The organism is Novosphingobium sp. BL-S-33 (assembly GCF_056857025.1).
Map to the genome: position 1 here is coordinate 1,488,724 of NZ_CM166475.1, position 14,724 is coordinate 1,503,447.

The window sequence follows — 14,724 nt, forward strand, 5'->3', positions numbered from 1 at the left end:
TCAAACACGGATTTTCCAAGGAGAGGAAGATGCTGCACCACCCTGGGTTGACACTCAGCGACGGGACGACGCTCGACAATCTCATCGACCGCGAGATGAACGAAGTGTCGCTGCGTGTGATGAACGACAAGGAATTGTACGAGCTGGAGATGGAGCGCATCTTCGCGCGAACCTGGCTCCTGCTGGGCCATGAGTCCGAGATTCCCAAGGCCGGCGACTACGTCATGCGCGATATGGCCGAGGACAATGTCATCGTCTCGCGCGACCGTAGCGGCGAAATTCACGTCATGCTCAACGTGTGTCCGCATCGCGGAATGAAGGTCTGCACTGCCGAGGCGGGCAATGCCCATGCCCACCGCTGCATCTACCATGGCTGGGCCTTCCGACCCGATGGCAGCTTTATCGGCGCCCCGATCGAAAAGGAACAGATGCACGGCAACAAGCGCCAGAAGGAAGAACTCGGGCTCAAGAAGGCCCGCGTCCATCTGTACGGCGGCCTCATCTTCGCAACGTGGAACGAGGATCTTTCGTTCGACGATTACCTCGGCGACGCGAAGTTCTATCTCGATCAGCTGTTCTGCCGTACCGATAACGGCCTTGAAATGCTCGGCCCGCCGCAGCGCTTCGTGCTGCCCTGCAATTGGAAGATCCCTGGCGAACAGTCGGGATCCGACGGCTTCCATACTCTGACGCTGCACCGCTCGCTTATGGAAGGCGGGATCATGGGCGGTACTGCCGAATCGATCTACGATACGGCGCCCGGCATGTACGGTGTCGATATCTCGGTTCCGCAAGGCCATACCCTGCGCTGTCTGGAAGCGGCCCAAACCTTCAAGATGTTTGCGGATGTCAGTTTTGAAGGGAAGTCGACCGAAGAGCGCCTTCATCTACTTTCGCCGCCCGGCATCACCAAGGACCTGATCCCTCAGCTCTTCAAGAATCTGACGGAAGATCAGGTCAACCAGTTAGCGACGATCCCCCCGCAAGTCGGCGGCATGTTCCCCAACGTGCTGATCGCATTCATCTTTGCGCCTCGCACCGATGGCGGCGCGTCAGGCGCGCTGTCGCTGCACACCTATGTTCCCAAGGGGCCGGACAGGGTCGAATTCGTGAACTTCATTTTCGCGGAGAAGGACGCACCTGAGGACGTAAAGCGCGATATGTTGCAGAACGCCATCTGGTCGACCGGCACCTCCGGAACGATCGAGCAGGACGACGCCGATACCTGGCCGCAGATCATGCGCAATGCACGCGGCCACATGAGCAAGACCATCACGCTCAAGTACCAGGCGCTTCACGGCCACGAGCGGCCGGAAGGCTGGGTGGGAGGCGGCGATCTCTATCCCGGCTTCACCAAGGACGACACGCAGTGGGCCTGGTGGATGGCTTACTACAATCTGATGGCCGAAGCCTGAGACTGGGAGGATCACGACATGGTGAACTACGCCACGGCCGCAATCGACAAGACTGGAGTGATGCGCGGTCTTGTTTCCACCAAGCGGGTACCGCTCGGTTCGGAGGTCTACAACCGCATTCTGGAAACGCTCTATGACGAAGCGGCTGCGCTCGACGAGCGGCGCTTCGACGACTGGGTCGCCTTCCTTGCGGAGGATTTGATCTATACGGCACCGCTGCGTCTCACGCGAAATGGCCCCAACAAGGACCGTGACGTCGTACGGACGATGAAGCATTTCGACGAGAATTACGGGTCGATCCTCATGCGCACTGGTCGTCTCTCGAAGAGCGCCTGGGCAGAAGACCCGCCCTCGCGCACGCGGCGGTTCGTCACTAATGTGCGGATCGCCGAGAGCGATAAGACCGGCGAATATGAAGTGGTCAGCTACCTCTTCGTCGAGCGCAGCCGCTTCGACAATCCGGAGAACGAGACGCTTACCGCCGAGCGCCGGGACGTCTGGCGTCTTGTGGATGGCAACTACAAGCTGTCCGTAAGGGAGATCATTGTCGACCAATCCACGCTGGGAATGTCCAATCTTGCGATCTTCCTCTGATCGGACGGGCACGGTGACGTCATCCCCGCACATCGTCGTCATCGGGAGCGGCCTCGCCGGCTACGGCGTCCTGCGGGAGCTACGCAAGCTCGCGCCGCACGCCCGGTTGACCCTGGTGACGCAGGACGATGGCCACTTCTATTCCAAACCGGCGCTGTCCACCGCACTGGCCAAGGGCAAAATGCCCGACGCCCTGATTACCACGCCGGGTGAGAAAATGGCGGCTCAGCTCCGAATTGATCTGCGCGCAGGACGCCTCGTCGAGGCCATAGATCGGCAGGACAAGGCTGTACTGACAACTGGCGGGCCGATCTTCTACGACAAACTGATCCTCGCGCTTGGAGCAGATCCTGTGCGGCCGCCGATCGATGGCGACGCGGCCCACCGGGCTCTTGCGGTCAACAATCTCGACAATTACCGCGAGTTTCGCGAGCGGCTGCCCGCTGGCGGGCGAGTGCTGGTCATGGGCGGCGGACTTGTCGGAACTGAGTTTGCGAACGATCTTTCTGCCGCAGGCTATTTTCCGGTAGTCGTGGACATGCTGCTCCATCCTTTGGCTCAGCTGGTACCCAGCGGGGTCGGTGATCGAATCCGTGATGCGCTGGCTACCAAGGGCGTCGAATGGCACCTAGGCAGCAAGATCACGGCCATCCACAAGTCTCCAAGCGGGGTTCGCGCGCAGCTCGACAGCGGCATGGTCATTGAAGCCGTTGCGGTGCTTTCAGCGGTGGGTCTTCGCCCTCATGTCGCGCTGGCATGTGAGGCGGGGCTGGAGACCGGCCGGGGCATTACTGTCGACCAGACCGGGCGGACCTCCGATCCCGACATCTACGCTATCGGCGACTGCGCGGAATATCCGCAAGGCCTCGCAGCCTATGTAACACCGATCATGTCGGCAGCGCGCGCCATCGCTCCCAGTGCGCTCGGAACACCTACCAATATCCACTTTCCGCCGCTCTCGGTGCAGGTCAAGACCACAGCCTACCCGGTGGTGCTGCTTCCGGCTCCGATCGGCGTTGCCGGGCGGTGGGAGGAAGCGGCCAACGACGAGCGGGGGCTCAAGTACCTGTTCCGCGACAACGACAAGAACGTGCGGGGCTACGTTTTTACGCAGGACTATTGCCAGGAACGCATGGAAATGGACCGGGCGCTGGGCGAACAATTTGCAGGAGAAGCTGCTTGACTGGGTTGGTTCAGGGCAAGATCGCGATCGTCACGGGCGGGGCAAAAGGGCTGGGCTACGGCATCAGCCGCTGTCTGGCGCGTGAGGGCGCCGATATCCTCATTACCGGGCGCGACGGCGCGGCGGCGGAAGCGGTTGCGGCCGAGATAAGCCAGGAGTTCGGAACCCGCGCCATGGGCCTTTCGGCGGACATGGGAATCAAGGACGACGTCGAAGGCATGATCGAGCGGGTCGTCTCCGAGTTCGGAGGCCTCGACATCCTGATCAACAATGCCTCGCAGCTGTCTGCCAACGTGTTGCTGGAACAGAAGACCGATGAGATGCTCCAGCGCACTCTCGAGATCGGTACCTGGGGAACCTGGTGGGCCATGCGTGCCGCCTTCCCGCACATGAAGGCACGCGGCGGCGGCTCGATCGTCAATTTCTACTCGATCGACGCCCAGACGGGTGCATGGCTTCATGCCGACTACAACATGAACAAGGGGGCGATCCTGGGCCTGACCCGCACCGCTGCGGTTGAATGGGGCCGGTTCAACATCAGGACCAATGCGATCGCACCGACAGGGATGGGCCAGGTGTTCGCGCAGCTGGCAGAGGACGTGCCCGGCTTCCTTGAAATGGCAACAGCAAGTAATCCGCTCAAGCGCGCGGGCGATCCCGAGAAGGACATCGGACCGGTCGTGCTCTTCCTCGCTTCGGAAATGTCGCGTTTCGTCAATGGCGAGCTGATCAATGTCGATGGCGGTCAGCATCTGCCCGGCTATGTAAGCGTTCCGCACAACCTTGCCGAAATGGAAGCCCAAACATGAAACTGACGCCGCACACCGACTGGAGCGAAGTCGTCGCCACCGACAGCACGGGCAGCGTCCAGAAGATCATGGACGGTACACTGCGCGCGATCGCAACAATCGGCACGCGGCGACTGTCGATGAGTGACATCAGCGAAAGCAGCGGGGTGTCGCGCGGGACCCTCTATCGTCATTTCGCGTCCAAGGAAGAAGTGCTCGCGGCAGTCAGCGAATACATCTGCAGCAGTTTCGAAAAGGGCATTGTCGAGGCTGGCGAAGGCATTCCCGATCCGATCGAGCGGTTCCGTGCCGTCATGAAATTCTTCGGCCGTTTTACGATCGAGCGGTCGCCGGAACGGATCTTCGAAGTCGAACCTGCCTTTCACCTGAGTTTCCTGCGCAGCCATTTCGGCCGTCACAAGGCCGCCGTGCAACGCGCTCTCGAACCCGTGCTCGACTATTTCGAAGGACTGACCGGAAATACCATAGACCGGGACACATTCTGCGACACGCTCGTTCGCCTGCAGCTTAGCACGCTGATCATTCCGGCCACTGGTGAGTGGCTGGAACTCTGGAACGGTTCTCCCGATCGGCTGCACGAAATCGCAATGCAAATCGCCGGCCACCAAGCCGAAAATACGAGAGGATGATTTCATGGCAACAGTAGCAAAGCTCGAATCAGACACGCAATCCGGTTTCGCCGACAAGGCGGTGGCCGACGGCCTAGTGGAAAAGGCGCGCAGCCTGCGCGAATTCCTGCAAAAGGAAGCGCCTGAAGGGGAAAAGCGGCGCAGCCCAACCCCGGCCGTCGATCAAATGCTCAAGACGGAAGGTTTCCTGCGGCTTCTGCTGCCTCAACGCCTCGGCGGCTTCGGACTCTCGACCACCGACTTTTGCCGCGTCCAGATGGAAATCGCCAAGGGCGACCCCGCGGTCAGCTGGGTGATGCAGATCATCAACGGCACCAGCTGGATCACCAGTCTCGCGCCCGACGGTGTCCAGGACACGATTTTTGGCGAGGGCCCGCAGACCGTGTGCGGCGCCTACAACCCGCCGGGCAAGGCGCGCAAGGTGGACGGCGGCTGGATCATCAACGGTAAATGGCCCTACATGTCCGGCTCCCGCCAGTCGAAGTGGGCGCAACAGGGCGTGGTGCTTGAAGGCTACGACGGGCCGGTCGTTCCGGGCATCAGCATGTGTTATCTGCCGATGGACAGCATGACTATTGAGGACACCTGGTTCGTTTCGGGCATGCAGGGAACCGGGTCGGACACGGCGATAGCAAAGGACGTGTTCATTCCCGATGACCAGATGGTATTGATGGACGAACGCGCGGGCCAGATCGATCGGACCAAGCGTCATTTCGGCGCGCCTTCAGACCTCCTTCCTGCCGTTCCGGTGGTTCGCACGACCGGCATTGCCCAGCTCATTGGCGCAGTCGAGGGCATGCTGGAGATCGTTACGGCAGAATCGCCGAAGAAGCCCGTACTGACGACGACGATTTCGCCGCGCACCAATTCCGGTGCCTACATGCGCGACCTTGGTGAAGCGGCCGCCATGATCGACACGGCCAAGTTGATCCTGTTCAACCTCACAGCCAAGCTCGACCGAGTTGCGCAGGGTGAGGAGTTCACCCTCGCCGAGAAGGCAAAGCAGCGCTCCGGCGGTGCCCAGATGGTCGAACTCGTTCACAGTGCAAGTGAATCGCTGATGTTCCAGGCGGGTTCTTCCGGTTTTGCGCTGGACAAGCCGATCAACCGCTACTGGCGCGATATTTCGATGGCTCTCCGCCACATCCAGAATATCCCGACCATCGGCTACGAAATCTATGGCCGGAACCTTGCCGGAGCCGATCCGATCTCTCCGCCGGGTGCCTATTGATCCAAAATGCCGGGGCGATCGCGTGTTAGGCAGGCGATCGCCCCAGTGGCAGCATCCACAGCCCATTTAGAGAGGGACGGCCCATGGATGCTGCGCAGGGGTAGCAACAGAGACAACGAACGGCGATATCGTGACCGAGGCGAGCATCGGCTCTCTACCAGCTTACGTCGATCCCACAGCCCGGATCTTCGGCGACGTCATGCTGGAACAGGATTGCAGTCTGTGGCCTTACGCGGTCGTTCGGAGCGAGAGAGGTCATGTGCGCATCGGAAAATGCGCAAGTGTGCAAGATCACGCCATGATCCACATCGGCTGGAATGACCCGACCATCATCGGCGACTACTGTACAGTTGGACATCGTGCAGTCCTGCACGGATGCACGTTGGAGCCCGGCTGCCTCATCGGCATCGGTGCCACGATCATGGAGCGCTGCGTCATAGGCCACGGCTCGATTGTTGCTGCTCACAGCTTCTTGCCCGCCGGCACCATTATTCCGCCAAATTCCCTGGTAATGGGCACGCCCGGCCGAGTGACGCGCGTTCTTGACAAGCTGCACGGCAACATCATCGATGCGCTCCTCTATCGCGAGAACGCCCGCGCCTATGCGACCGGAAACCACCGCGTCTGGGAGATCGCGGAGATGGCGCTTCTGGCCGAAGAGGCCGAAGCTATCCTCGCACGCGAACATCGCCAATGGATCGAGCGTGGAATTCCCGGTTCCTACTCCACTGACGAGGAATGAGGATGACTGGCGCAACCACGCTCGAACACGACACGATGCTGAACCTCCTGTTTCGGGAAGCCCGCACGCATAACACCTGGCAAGATCGTCCGCTCAGCACGGAGACCATTCGGAACCTCTACGAACTCGCGAAGTGGGGCCCGACGACCGCGAACAGCAATCCGGCCCGATTTGTCTTCATCCGCTCGGCCGATGCCAAGGTCCGGCTCTTGCCTCACGTCAACGCCGGCAACCGAGACAAGGTCATGCAGGCTCCCTGCACTGTGATCGTAGCGGGTGACACACGGTTCTATGAATTCTACGGCAAGCTGTTTCCCGCAAGGGACATGCGGGCGACGTTTGAAGGCAATGACGCACTCGTCGCGCAGACTGTCGCCCGTTCCTCGACATTGCAAGGCGCCTATCTCATCATGGCCGCCCGCGCCCTGGGTCTCGATTGCGGTCCTATGTCGGGCTTCGATGCGGCCAGCCTCGATTCCGAATTCTTCCCGGATGGCCGCTGGAAAAGCAATTTCCTGTGCAACATCGGTCACGGCGATCCGGCAGGACTCCATCCCCGCAATCCCCGGCTGGACTTCGACGAAGCCTGCGTCGACCTTTAGGCTCGAAAGCCGTTTCCAAGGCGCTCTCCTGTCAGAAAGCAGCGACTGTCCTGGAAACGGCTCCGTCGCACCCTCACCAGACCAGCGGCAATTCCACTGGCTGGATCATGCCCAGATGACAACGCACCCGATGACCGGGCGCAAGGCGGAATTCCGGAATCCGCGCCAGGAACTCTTCCATCGCGATCCGCAATTCGCGGCGAGCCAGGTGCATGCCGACGCAGGTATGTATGCCGAAGCCGAAGCCGACGTGCCTCGGCCGCCGGTCCAACTTTACCTCGCAGGGATTTTCGAACTCGTCGGGGTCCCGCCCGGCGAGCGTTGTCGACATGGCGACCTTATCTCCCGGCCTGAACTGCACACCGCCTATCACCGCTTCCTTCTTGCAGGTACGAAACGTGGTGACCGCCCCGTATGCCCGCATCAATTCGTCGATGGCATGCGGGATCTGTGAAGGGTCGGCTCTCAAAATTGCCTGGTCTTCAACGTGTGTGCCGAGGTGGCGAAATTGTAGGCCCATGTTCGTGGAGACAGTGTCGAGCCCGCCGATAAATAGGTTGAACATGAAGCCGAGCAGTTCGTCCTGCGTCAGAGGACGTCCCTCTATCTCGCCCCGCACGCCGAATGAAATGAGATCGTCGCGCGGATTTGCGCGCCTGTCGGCAATCTCGCCGGCCAGATAGTCAAGCACACTGCGCGTGGCATCCGCGATCTTGGACAAATCGTGGTTATGCAAGAGGTTCATTTCCCATTCCATGAATTCGCTGACCCGGTCGAGCGGCAAACCCATCAGTTCCATGAAGACCTTGATCGGGAATTCGAATGCGAACTCGCCCATGAATTCGCACTGCCCGCGCTTGGCGAAGGTCTCGATGTACTCCACCGCATAGTGCCGAATCCTGTCTTCCAGCGCCGCCATGGCCTTGGGCGTGAAGGCCGGGTTCACCATCTGACGGAATGGGCCATGCGCCGGAGGGTCGAGTTCCGCCGGCGAATTGATCCACGCTCCACCGACCAGCTTCGAGAAAGGCGAAAAGTCGGTGGAAGAAAAGTGCTCTGTATCGAGATAGATTTCGCGAAGATGCGCCATGCGGCGTGGCACCCATGCTCCCGTTCCTCCGGGATAGGCATGGGCCGCGTAAATGATTTCGGGTCCGTCATGGATCCTCATGGCCAGATCGTCGAACGGATCTTTGTCCGTCGTCGTTCCGAAAATGAATGGAAAGTCCCGGCTCACCAAGGCTGGCGGCACGTGATCGGGGATCGGCTGCTCCGGAAACATCATCACTCCCACACTCCCTGTCGTTTGTCCCGCCCCATTTCCGGGGCCGGTCATTCCTGCACCTGTCGCTTAGAAGGATCGGGGCAACCCGAGGCTCTCGGCGATGCCATTTCGCACCATCTCGTTGGTGATCGGGCCGATCCGCCAGAGCCGGCTGTCCCGCCAGTATCGCTGCATGTCGGTCTCTGCGGAGTAGCCCATGCCGCCCAGGATCTGGATGCCGAGATCTGCGGCCGCGTTGGCATTCTCTGACGCGATGAGTTTCAGCATGTTCGCCTCAACGCCAACGTCTTCGCCTCGGCTCTGCTTGTCGGCGCAGAAATGCAGCATGAGTTCTGTGGTCTTCTGCATCGTGGCGATATCCGCCACATAGTGCTGCAGGCTCTGGAAACGGCCGATGATCCCGCCGAATGCCTTGCGCTGCTGCATGTAGGCGACAGCGTCTTCCAGTACGCCGTCGATGACGCCCAGGCAGAACGCGCCGACCATGATCCGCTCGTTGTTGAGCGTGGGCAGCAACATGTACCAGGCCTTGTCCGGCTCGCCGAGCACTTGTTCGTCTGCGACGAAAGCATCCTCGAAATGGATCGAGCAGCTCCCCATCGATCGCATGCCGAGCTTGGCGAGCGGGGTTATCGTCACTCCGGCAGTCTTGGCGGGAACCCAAAAAAGAGTCAGTCCCTGATGCTTTTTCTCCGGATTCCTGTCACTTCGTGCAATCACCAGAAGATAGTCGGCGACATGCGCAGATGAGGACCAGGTTTTCTCGCCGTTGAGCTTCCAGCCGCCATCGACGCGTTCCGCCGTTGTCGTCATCGCGCCAAGCAGGTCGGTACCGCCCCCCGGTTCCGTGAATGCGATGGCGGCCTTGAGCTGACCGGAAGCGATCAACGGCAGATACTTCTCCTTCTGCTCGGCAGATCCGTAGAGACCGATCGACTTCCCCCCAGCAAAACTGGTGATCCCCCAGATCCATGCCAGTCCACCCAGGGAACGCGCCAGTTCGCGGGCCAGCAGCATCTGCATCACCACGTCGCCGCCCTGCCCGCCGTATTCCTCGGGAATGCCGACGCCGTGAAAGCCCGCCTCAGTCAGCTTGTCCCAAAGGGCATAGGGGTAGGCATGCTCGTCCTTCTCGAGCGCTCGCGCCCACTCCTTGGGCACCTCGTTTTCGACCCAGCGATGCACGGTGTCGCGAAAGGAACGGTATTCGTCCTCGAGTTCGAAATCCATCTCAGGTATCTCTTTCGTATAGTGATATTTTCTGATTTTCAGCAACATTGTCGGACAGCTCGCACCCCTGTTCGGCCAGCGCGATCAGGCGAGTGGCGATGCGGTCGACACCAGCGAGCACTGCGGAGCGGTCGTTCGCCAGGAAGGCGGCAAGGATCGCTTCATGCTGGGAAAGCCCGAGAGGGCAAATCGTTTGAAGACCGTGCAGCAGGACAAACCTTGCAATCAGGGCTCTGCGGTCGAGCGTTGAGCGCAGCAGCTCCTGGTTGCTTGACGCCGCGATGAAGATCGTATGGAAATCCAGCCCAGCAGTGAGGGCGCCTGCGGAATCATCGCTCGCCAAACACGCTCGGTAGCGCGCAAGTGCGTGTTCGAGTTGAGCTACCTGCCCTGCGCCAACATGTGGCATGCCCCATATGTATCCAAGCCGCCACAGCTCGGACTGAACGCGAAGCAGGTCCCGCATGCTGCGAAAGTCAATGCGCGCAACCCGTTTCAGGCGGTGCACTTCAATCTCGACCAGCCCTTCGGCCTCTAGCGTGCCAAGTGCCTCGCGAACGGGCGTCGCGCTGACGTCCAGATGCGCCGCCAAACTCGTTTCGCGCAGCAGCGTACCGGGGGGCAAGGCTCCTGAAACGATGCTGCTGCGAAGGCGCTCAAGAACGGCCTGGCGGCGGGTCGGCGGCGTACTGACCGGCTCCGTGCCGAACAGGCTCGGGCCGGAAGGCACGTCTGGCGAAGGGAGGCGGCGATGCAATTCCATATTCTATAGAATTGCGGAGCCCCTGCATCTTCGCGCCTTTCCAAGGATAGGGTGCGTCTCATGGATTAGTGTCAAGCGGCCAGCTTGGCATCTTCATGATGCGAGCAGATCAGGGCCTGGCCGAAGATGATGGCACGACGAGAATTCAGAATCGATCACGTCAATCTGAAGCAACCGCCAGACATCGCAGAGCGCCTCGCGCACATCCATTCAAGAACAGGTCAACTGCATTTTCCGCGGAAACGCGCGGATTGCTGTAGCACTCTGCGCTTGCGGGCTCCAAAATGACCACATTGGTAAAGAAGATCGTTTGCATGAATTGGCGCGCGAGAAAATCTGCATCGCCCCCTGCCAGCGTCCGCCGATCAATCATCGCTTGGAAGTAGTCGTTCAGCCGGGCGGCTTCCTCGGTCCGAAGGATATCGAGGCAGCGTCCACTGATATCTGGATGTGTGATCGAAGCGCTCAGGAGCACCCGAATAAATTCGTAGAACGGCCTGGCGCCGAAGACCGGCCGGAGCATCTGGCGAATGTGCTGCTCGGCAAACGCGACAAGTACGTCACGAACCGGTTCATCACAGCGCAGCACAGACCGGGTACCTTCCGAAGCGGTTTTCGCAGCGTCGATCATGCATTCGGCGAACAATTCCACCTTGTCACCAAAGAGCTGATAGATCGCAACTTTCCCCACACCGGCAGCCTGCGCGATGTCGTCGATCGTCGCACCGGCATAACCGCGATCGAGGAAAATTTCGGTTGCTCGCCGGAGAATCCGTATACGTCGTTGAGGCGAGGCCGTTTCCACCGGGCAAGGATTAACACCTTTGCCGCAAGAATCCATATCAACGTCGGGCGGAATGGTAGTTTTCCGATGTTTTGGAACATTAACGACCTTGCAATGTCCCAGTCCTTTCAATCAACAAGGATGCTCCCTGCCTCCCGATAGGACGGAGCTTCCCCGTCAGCTTGTAACAAGCGCCATCCGCGCAATGAATCAAACTGACACGGGTTACCCGGGCAAGGATCATTCCAGCATGCGAACAGTAGAGCTTCCCCCGCTTGATCACGCCGAATTTGCACGCCGTTACGGCCCTTGGGCGGTGATCGCCGGAGCCTCGGAAGGAACCGGTGCAAGCTATGCAGAACAACTTGCGGCGATGGGCATCAACGTGGTCCTCGTTTCCCGCCGCAAGGAGGCCCTGGATCAACTGGGCGAACGGCTCGCCGGTTTGTACGGGATTGCGTTTCGCTCGGTGGTTGCCGATCTCACGCAATCGGGAACGGGCTCCCGGCTCGTCGAAGAGACACGTGATCTCGATATCGGACTCTTCGTTTCGAACGCCGGGGCCGACGGGGCCGGCAACAGTTTCCTTGGAGAGCCGGTTGATCGAGCGCTCAGCCTTCTGACCATGAATGCAGCCAATGTCGTCGAAGCCGTTCATGGCTTCGGCAACAGACTCGTCAAGCGGCGCAGCGGGGGGATCATAGTCATGTCTTCGGGAGCCGGACTTGGCGGCCAGCCCTGGCTGACTATGTACTCAGCGACGAAGGCTTTCGAGTTGAATTTCGTGGAATCGCTTTGGGCAGAGCTCGACGGACAAGGCGTAGATATCCTCGGAATTGCCGCCCCGATCATGGACACTCCGACCCTGCGCCGGGCGACCGAAGGGCTCGGGATGGACTATTCGACCGCCTACGATCCCGCAAACGTCTGTGCACTGGCCCTTGCAAGCCTGGGCAAGGAGCCCCTTGTGATCGTGCCCGACGGTCCGGATGAAGCGCAGATCCCGCGCATCCAGGCAGACCGAAAGACGCGCCTTCTTGCCCTCGCCGAATGGGGCAAGGCGTACACGGCTGCGGCGAACGGCTGATTTGCTAAGGGATAGCGGGAAATGATGGACGAGGTCGACGTCGTCGTTATCGGAGCCGGCCACAACGGCATGGCGGCCGCAGGCTATCTGGCGCGTGCGGGCAAGAAAGTCGTCGTCGTCGAGCGCCTTGCGAAAGTGGGCGGGATGACGAGCTCGGGCTACATGATTCCGGAAGCGCCTGAGCACTTGGTAACGCCCTGCGCCGTGGAACTGCTGTTTGCGCGCAAATCTGGCATCATCGAGGACTTCGATCTCCATAAATACGGCCTGCGGACTGTCGATCCTGATCCCACTTACGCCTACCTCCATCCCGATGGCAGCTCTATCGCCCTCTTCTATGACTATCGCCGCACGGCGGAAGACATCGCCCGCATCAACCGCAACGACGGCAAGGCCTATCTGGATTTCATGAAGACGTTGAACGTCATGATGGATATCGGATTTCCCATGATGATGGCCGAGCCCGGACGCCCCGACGTGCGGAATATGTCGAAGGTGATCAAAAGCGCGGTCCGCAACGTCCGGCTGAAAGACGAACTGGTGGCGATGTCCAAGGCGACCGCCGACCAGATCGCCTGCGAAAGGTTTGAAGACCCCGCAACAATCGCGCTGTTGCTGGGAATCGCCGCAGGCGCCGGTCCCATCGATGACGACGGAAATGCTGCCGCGTACATGATCTTCGCCGTCACGCATAAATACGGCACCGGTAAACCCATCGGCAGCCTCCAGTCGTTTTCGGACGCGCTTGCTCGCAGTATCGAAGCATCGGGCGCCTCGATCGAGCTCAATGCGCCGGTCGCGGAAATCATCGTCGACGACGGCGCGGCCAAAGGCGTGCGGCTGGAAAATGGCCGGATCATACGCGCCAAGATGGTGATCGCGACGTGCGATCCCAGAACGGCGATGCGCCTGACGACGCCGGGCGGCGTTTCACGCACATTGTTGCAACGTATCGAGCACGCCCCGTCGAACCGATCCAACGCCGCGCCGTTTCTCGCCAATGTCGCGATGTCCGGGCCGCTGCGGCTCAAGCGACATCAGGACATGCGCCATGACGATGCCGATCTCGACAAGGCTGTGGGGCTCATCGGAACGCCCGTCGAAGTGCGGCAGTCATTTGCCATGGCGCGACGCGGCGACATTCCCGAACGTCACGCGATGTCCCTCAGCCCGCTGTCCAATACTGATCCTTCACAGGCTCCGGCGGGCGGTTCGCTGGCCTACATCTACTTGCCCGGTGTTGCTGTGGATGCGCGCGAGGGCTGGAACCCGGAGCTGAAGGACCGAACGATGGCCTCGATCATAAGCCATCTTGGCGAGTTCTACGACGGGCTCGACACAGAGGTCGGGCGCTTCGTGGAAACCGCGCGCGAACGGGAAAAGCGGCTCAACGTCAGCAATGGGTGCGTCACCCACATAGATTTCGGTGCCCTGCGATCGGGGGTGCACCGTCCGGCTTCCGGTTTCGGCGGCCCCCGGCCGCCATTTCCCGGCTTTCTTATCGGCGGTGCAGGCGCTCATCCCGGCGGCGGTGTGTCCGGTATTGCAGGACGGATCGCCGCTACCCGCGCGCTACGAGCGCTTAAAAAAACAAGGTAGCCGGTGGTTTGAACTGACCCAAACCCACGCTGTCCCACACTCCGCCCACCTGTGATGGTGCGCACTTTGCGTTGGCCAGCGAAACTGAAACCTTGGCAAAGACTATCTCTGATTTGTCTCCGAATTAATGACTGCTGCGAGGGATATTACGTCGACATCTGATGAGGGCGATAGTCGTGAAATCCGTCTGATGGCCACCAAACTCGGGCAATCGGCTTCACAAAACGACGCGCAAGGGCGTAACTGGCTGGGTTCTCGCCAGGCAAGCAGCGTGACGAACTGCTTCAAGCTCATCTAGATACCCGGTCAAGCGGGCCTTACCGAGCTCGACGACGTGTTTACGCCCGGTGCATTGCAGCTCCCGAAAGTATTCTTCAGCCTCATGTCTGTCGAGCCTGGATAGTAGCATTGCCAGAAGGTGGCGCGTTGCGAATTGTGCTCCCTCGAACTCGAGAGCTGCGCGTTCCAAATTGTCTACTCGTTCTTCAACTTTTGAATGCATGCAAATCACCACATGACGCGTTTAATCGACGAATGATATTCGCGCGCGCCGCATCCATCTTCATGAGCCAGTGCGGCGGAGCTATTCCCCGAGGAGAATTTGACCGCTCCGCCGATGCGCTTGTATTGCCGCAAACAACTGGATTCATTTTTCCAAAACTGCTCATCAAATTTTCGGCGGAAACCAAGTATATCGCATCAGCCACGCCGTCATGCCGCCCATGGACGATATGACGGCGCAACTGATAGGTTCACCGCGACGATCGCGCA

At 60.1% G+C, this 14,724-nt stretch carries 14 protein-coding genes; 10 read left to right on the plus strand and 4 right to left on the minus strand.

Features of this window, described 5'->3' with window-relative positions; all coding sequences use genetic code 11:
- Positions 1 to 29: 29 nt before the first annotated feature.
- The 8 genes from AC1VVM_RS23230 (at position 30) to AC1VVM_RS23265 (ending at position 7,205) form a co-directional block, all read left to right on the plus strand.
- Complete coding sequence (locus AC1VVM_RS23230; protein ID WP_133085026.1) at positions 30 to 1,415, plus strand: aromatic ring-hydroxylating dioxygenase subunit alpha; 1,386 nt, start codon at positions 30 to 32, stop codon at positions 1,413 to 1,415.
- A gap of 18 nt (positions 1,416 to 1,433) precedes the next feature.
- Complete coding sequence (locus tag AC1VVM_RS23235) at positions 1,434 to 2,009, plus strand: aromatic-ring-hydroxylating dioxygenase subunit beta (RefSeq protein ID WP_395335273.1); 576 nt, start codon at positions 1,434 to 1,436, stop codon at positions 2,007 to 2,009.
- Positions 2,010 to 2,022: 13 nt separating this feature from the next.
- The gene (locus AC1VVM_RS23240) at positions 2,023 to 3,192 is read left to right on the plus strand and encodes an NAD(P)/FAD-dependent oxidoreductase (protein WP_395335275.1); all 1,170 of its coding nucleotides are present in this window, start codon (positions 2,023 to 2,025) and stop codon (positions 3,190 to 3,192) included.
- Entirely contained in the window at positions 3,189 to 4,001 is an 813-nt protein-coding gene (locus AC1VVM_RS23245) for an SDR family NAD(P)-dependent oxidoreductase (protein WP_133085023.1), read from the plus strand. Before AC1VVM_RS23240 ends, AC1VVM_RS23245 begins: the two co-directional genes overlap by 4 nt.
- The gene (locus AC1VVM_RS23250) at positions 3,998 to 4,630 is read left to right on the plus strand and encodes a TetR/AcrR family transcriptional regulator (protein WP_133085022.1); all 633 of its coding nucleotides are present in this window, start codon (positions 3,998 to 4,000) and stop codon (positions 4,628 to 4,630) included. Before AC1VVM_RS23245 ends, AC1VVM_RS23250 begins: the two co-directional genes overlap by 4 nt.
- A gap of 4 nt (positions 4,631 to 4,634) precedes the next feature.
- The gene (locus AC1VVM_RS23255; RefSeq protein ID WP_236549404.1) at positions 4,635 to 5,861 is read left to right on the plus strand and encodes an acyl-CoA dehydrogenase family protein; all 1,227 of its coding nucleotides are present in this window, start codon (positions 4,635 to 4,637) and stop codon (positions 5,859 to 5,861) included.
- Between the two features lie 130 nt (positions 5,862 to 5,991).
- Positions 5,992 to 6,603, plus strand: coding sequence for a gamma carbonic anhydrase family protein (locus tag AC1VVM_RS23260; RefSeq protein WP_395335280.1), 612 nt, complete (start codon positions 5,992 to 5,994; stop codon positions 6,601 to 6,603).
- Between the two features lie 2 nt (positions 6,604 to 6,605).
- Complete coding sequence (locus AC1VVM_RS23265) at positions 6,606 to 7,205, plus strand: malonic semialdehyde reductase (RefSeq protein WP_395335283.1); 600 nt, start codon at positions 6,606 to 6,608, stop codon at positions 7,203 to 7,205.
- Positions 7,206 to 7,278: 73 nt separating this feature from the next.
- On the opposite strand, the gene AC1VVM_RS23270 is transcribed toward AC1VVM_RS23265, so the two are convergent.
- The 4 genes from AC1VVM_RS23270 to AC1VVM_RS23285 form a co-directional block, all read right to left on the minus strand.
- Positions 7,279 to 8,490: a cytochrome P450 gene (locus AC1VVM_RS23270; RefSeq protein WP_395337583.1), complete on the minus strand. Its 1,212-nt coding sequence runs from the start codon at positions 8,488 to 8,490 to the stop codon at positions 7,279 to 7,281.
- A gap of 66 nt (positions 8,491 to 8,556) precedes the next feature.
- On the minus strand, positions 8,557 to 9,768 hold the full coding sequence (locus AC1VVM_RS23275) for an acyl-CoA dehydrogenase family protein (RefSeq protein ID WP_395398141.1): 1,212 nt from the start codon (positions 9,766 to 9,768) through the stop codon (positions 8,557 to 8,559).
- The gene (locus tag AC1VVM_RS23280; RefSeq protein WP_482956648.1) at positions 9,722 to 10,477 is read right to left on the minus strand and encodes a GntR family transcriptional regulator; all 756 of its coding nucleotides are present in this window, start codon (positions 10,475 to 10,477) and stop codon (positions 9,722 to 9,724) included. The genes AC1VVM_RS23275 and AC1VVM_RS23280 overlap by 47 nt, the downstream gene beginning before the upstream one ends.
- Positions 10,478 to 10,643: 166 nt before the next feature.
- Entirely contained in the window at positions 10,644 to 11,399 is a 756-nt protein-coding gene (locus tag AC1VVM_RS23285) for a TetR/AcrR family transcriptional regulator (RefSeq protein WP_395335287.1), read from the minus strand.
- Between the two features lie 73 nt (positions 11,400 to 11,472).
- On the opposite strand from AC1VVM_RS23285, the gene AC1VVM_RS23290 reads away from it, so the two are divergent.
- On the plus strand, positions 11,473 to 12,354 hold the full coding sequence (locus tag AC1VVM_RS23290) for an SDR family NAD(P)-dependent oxidoreductase (RefSeq protein WP_395335289.1): 882 nt from the start codon (positions 11,473 to 11,475) through the stop codon (positions 12,352 to 12,354).
- A gap of 21 nt (positions 12,355 to 12,375) precedes the next feature.
- On the plus strand, positions 12,376 to 13,953 hold the full coding sequence (locus AC1VVM_RS23295) for a phytoene desaturase family protein (protein WP_395335291.1): 1,578 nt from the start codon (positions 12,376 to 12,378) through the stop codon (positions 13,951 to 13,953).
- The last annotated feature ends 771 nt before the right edge of the window (positions 13,954 to 14,724 follow it).

Bases quoted from the DNA above. Each gene is read 5' to 3' on its own strand.
- AC1VVM_RS23230 (WP_133085026.1), top strand. From the start codon at position 30: ATGCTGCACCACCCTGGGTTGACACTCAGCGACGGGACGACGCTCGAC.
- AC1VVM_RS23255 (WP_236549404.1), top strand. From the start codon at position 4,635: ATGGCAACAGTAGCAAAGCTCGAATCAGACACGCAATCCGGTTTCGCC.
- AC1VVM_RS23270 (WP_395337583.1), bottom strand. From the start codon at position 8,490: ATGATGTTTCCGGAGCAGCCGATCCCCGATCACGTGCCGCCAGCCTTG.
- AC1VVM_RS23275 (WP_395398141.1), bottom strand. From the start codon at position 9,768: ATGTTGCTGAAAATCAGAAAATATCACTATACGAAAGAGATACCTGAG.
- AC1VVM_RS23290 (WP_395335289.1), top strand. From the start codon at position 11,473: ATGAATCAAACTGACACGGGTTACCCGGGCAAGGATCATTCCAGCATG.
- AC1VVM_RS23295 (WP_395335291.1), top strand. From the start codon at position 12,376: ATGATGGACGAGGTCGACGTCGTCGTTATCGGAGCCGGCCACAACGGC.
- AC1VVM_RS23235 (WP_395335273.1), top strand. From the start codon at position 1,434: ATGGTGAACTACGCCACGGCCGCAATCGACAAGACTGGAGTGATGCGC.
- AC1VVM_RS23265 (WP_395335283.1), top strand. From the start codon at position 6,606: ATGACTGGCGCAACCACGCTCGAACACGACACGATGCTGAACCTCCTG.
- AC1VVM_RS23250 (WP_133085022.1), top strand. From the start codon at position 3,998: ATGAAACTGACGCCGCACACCGACTGGAGCGAAGTCGTCGCCACCGAC.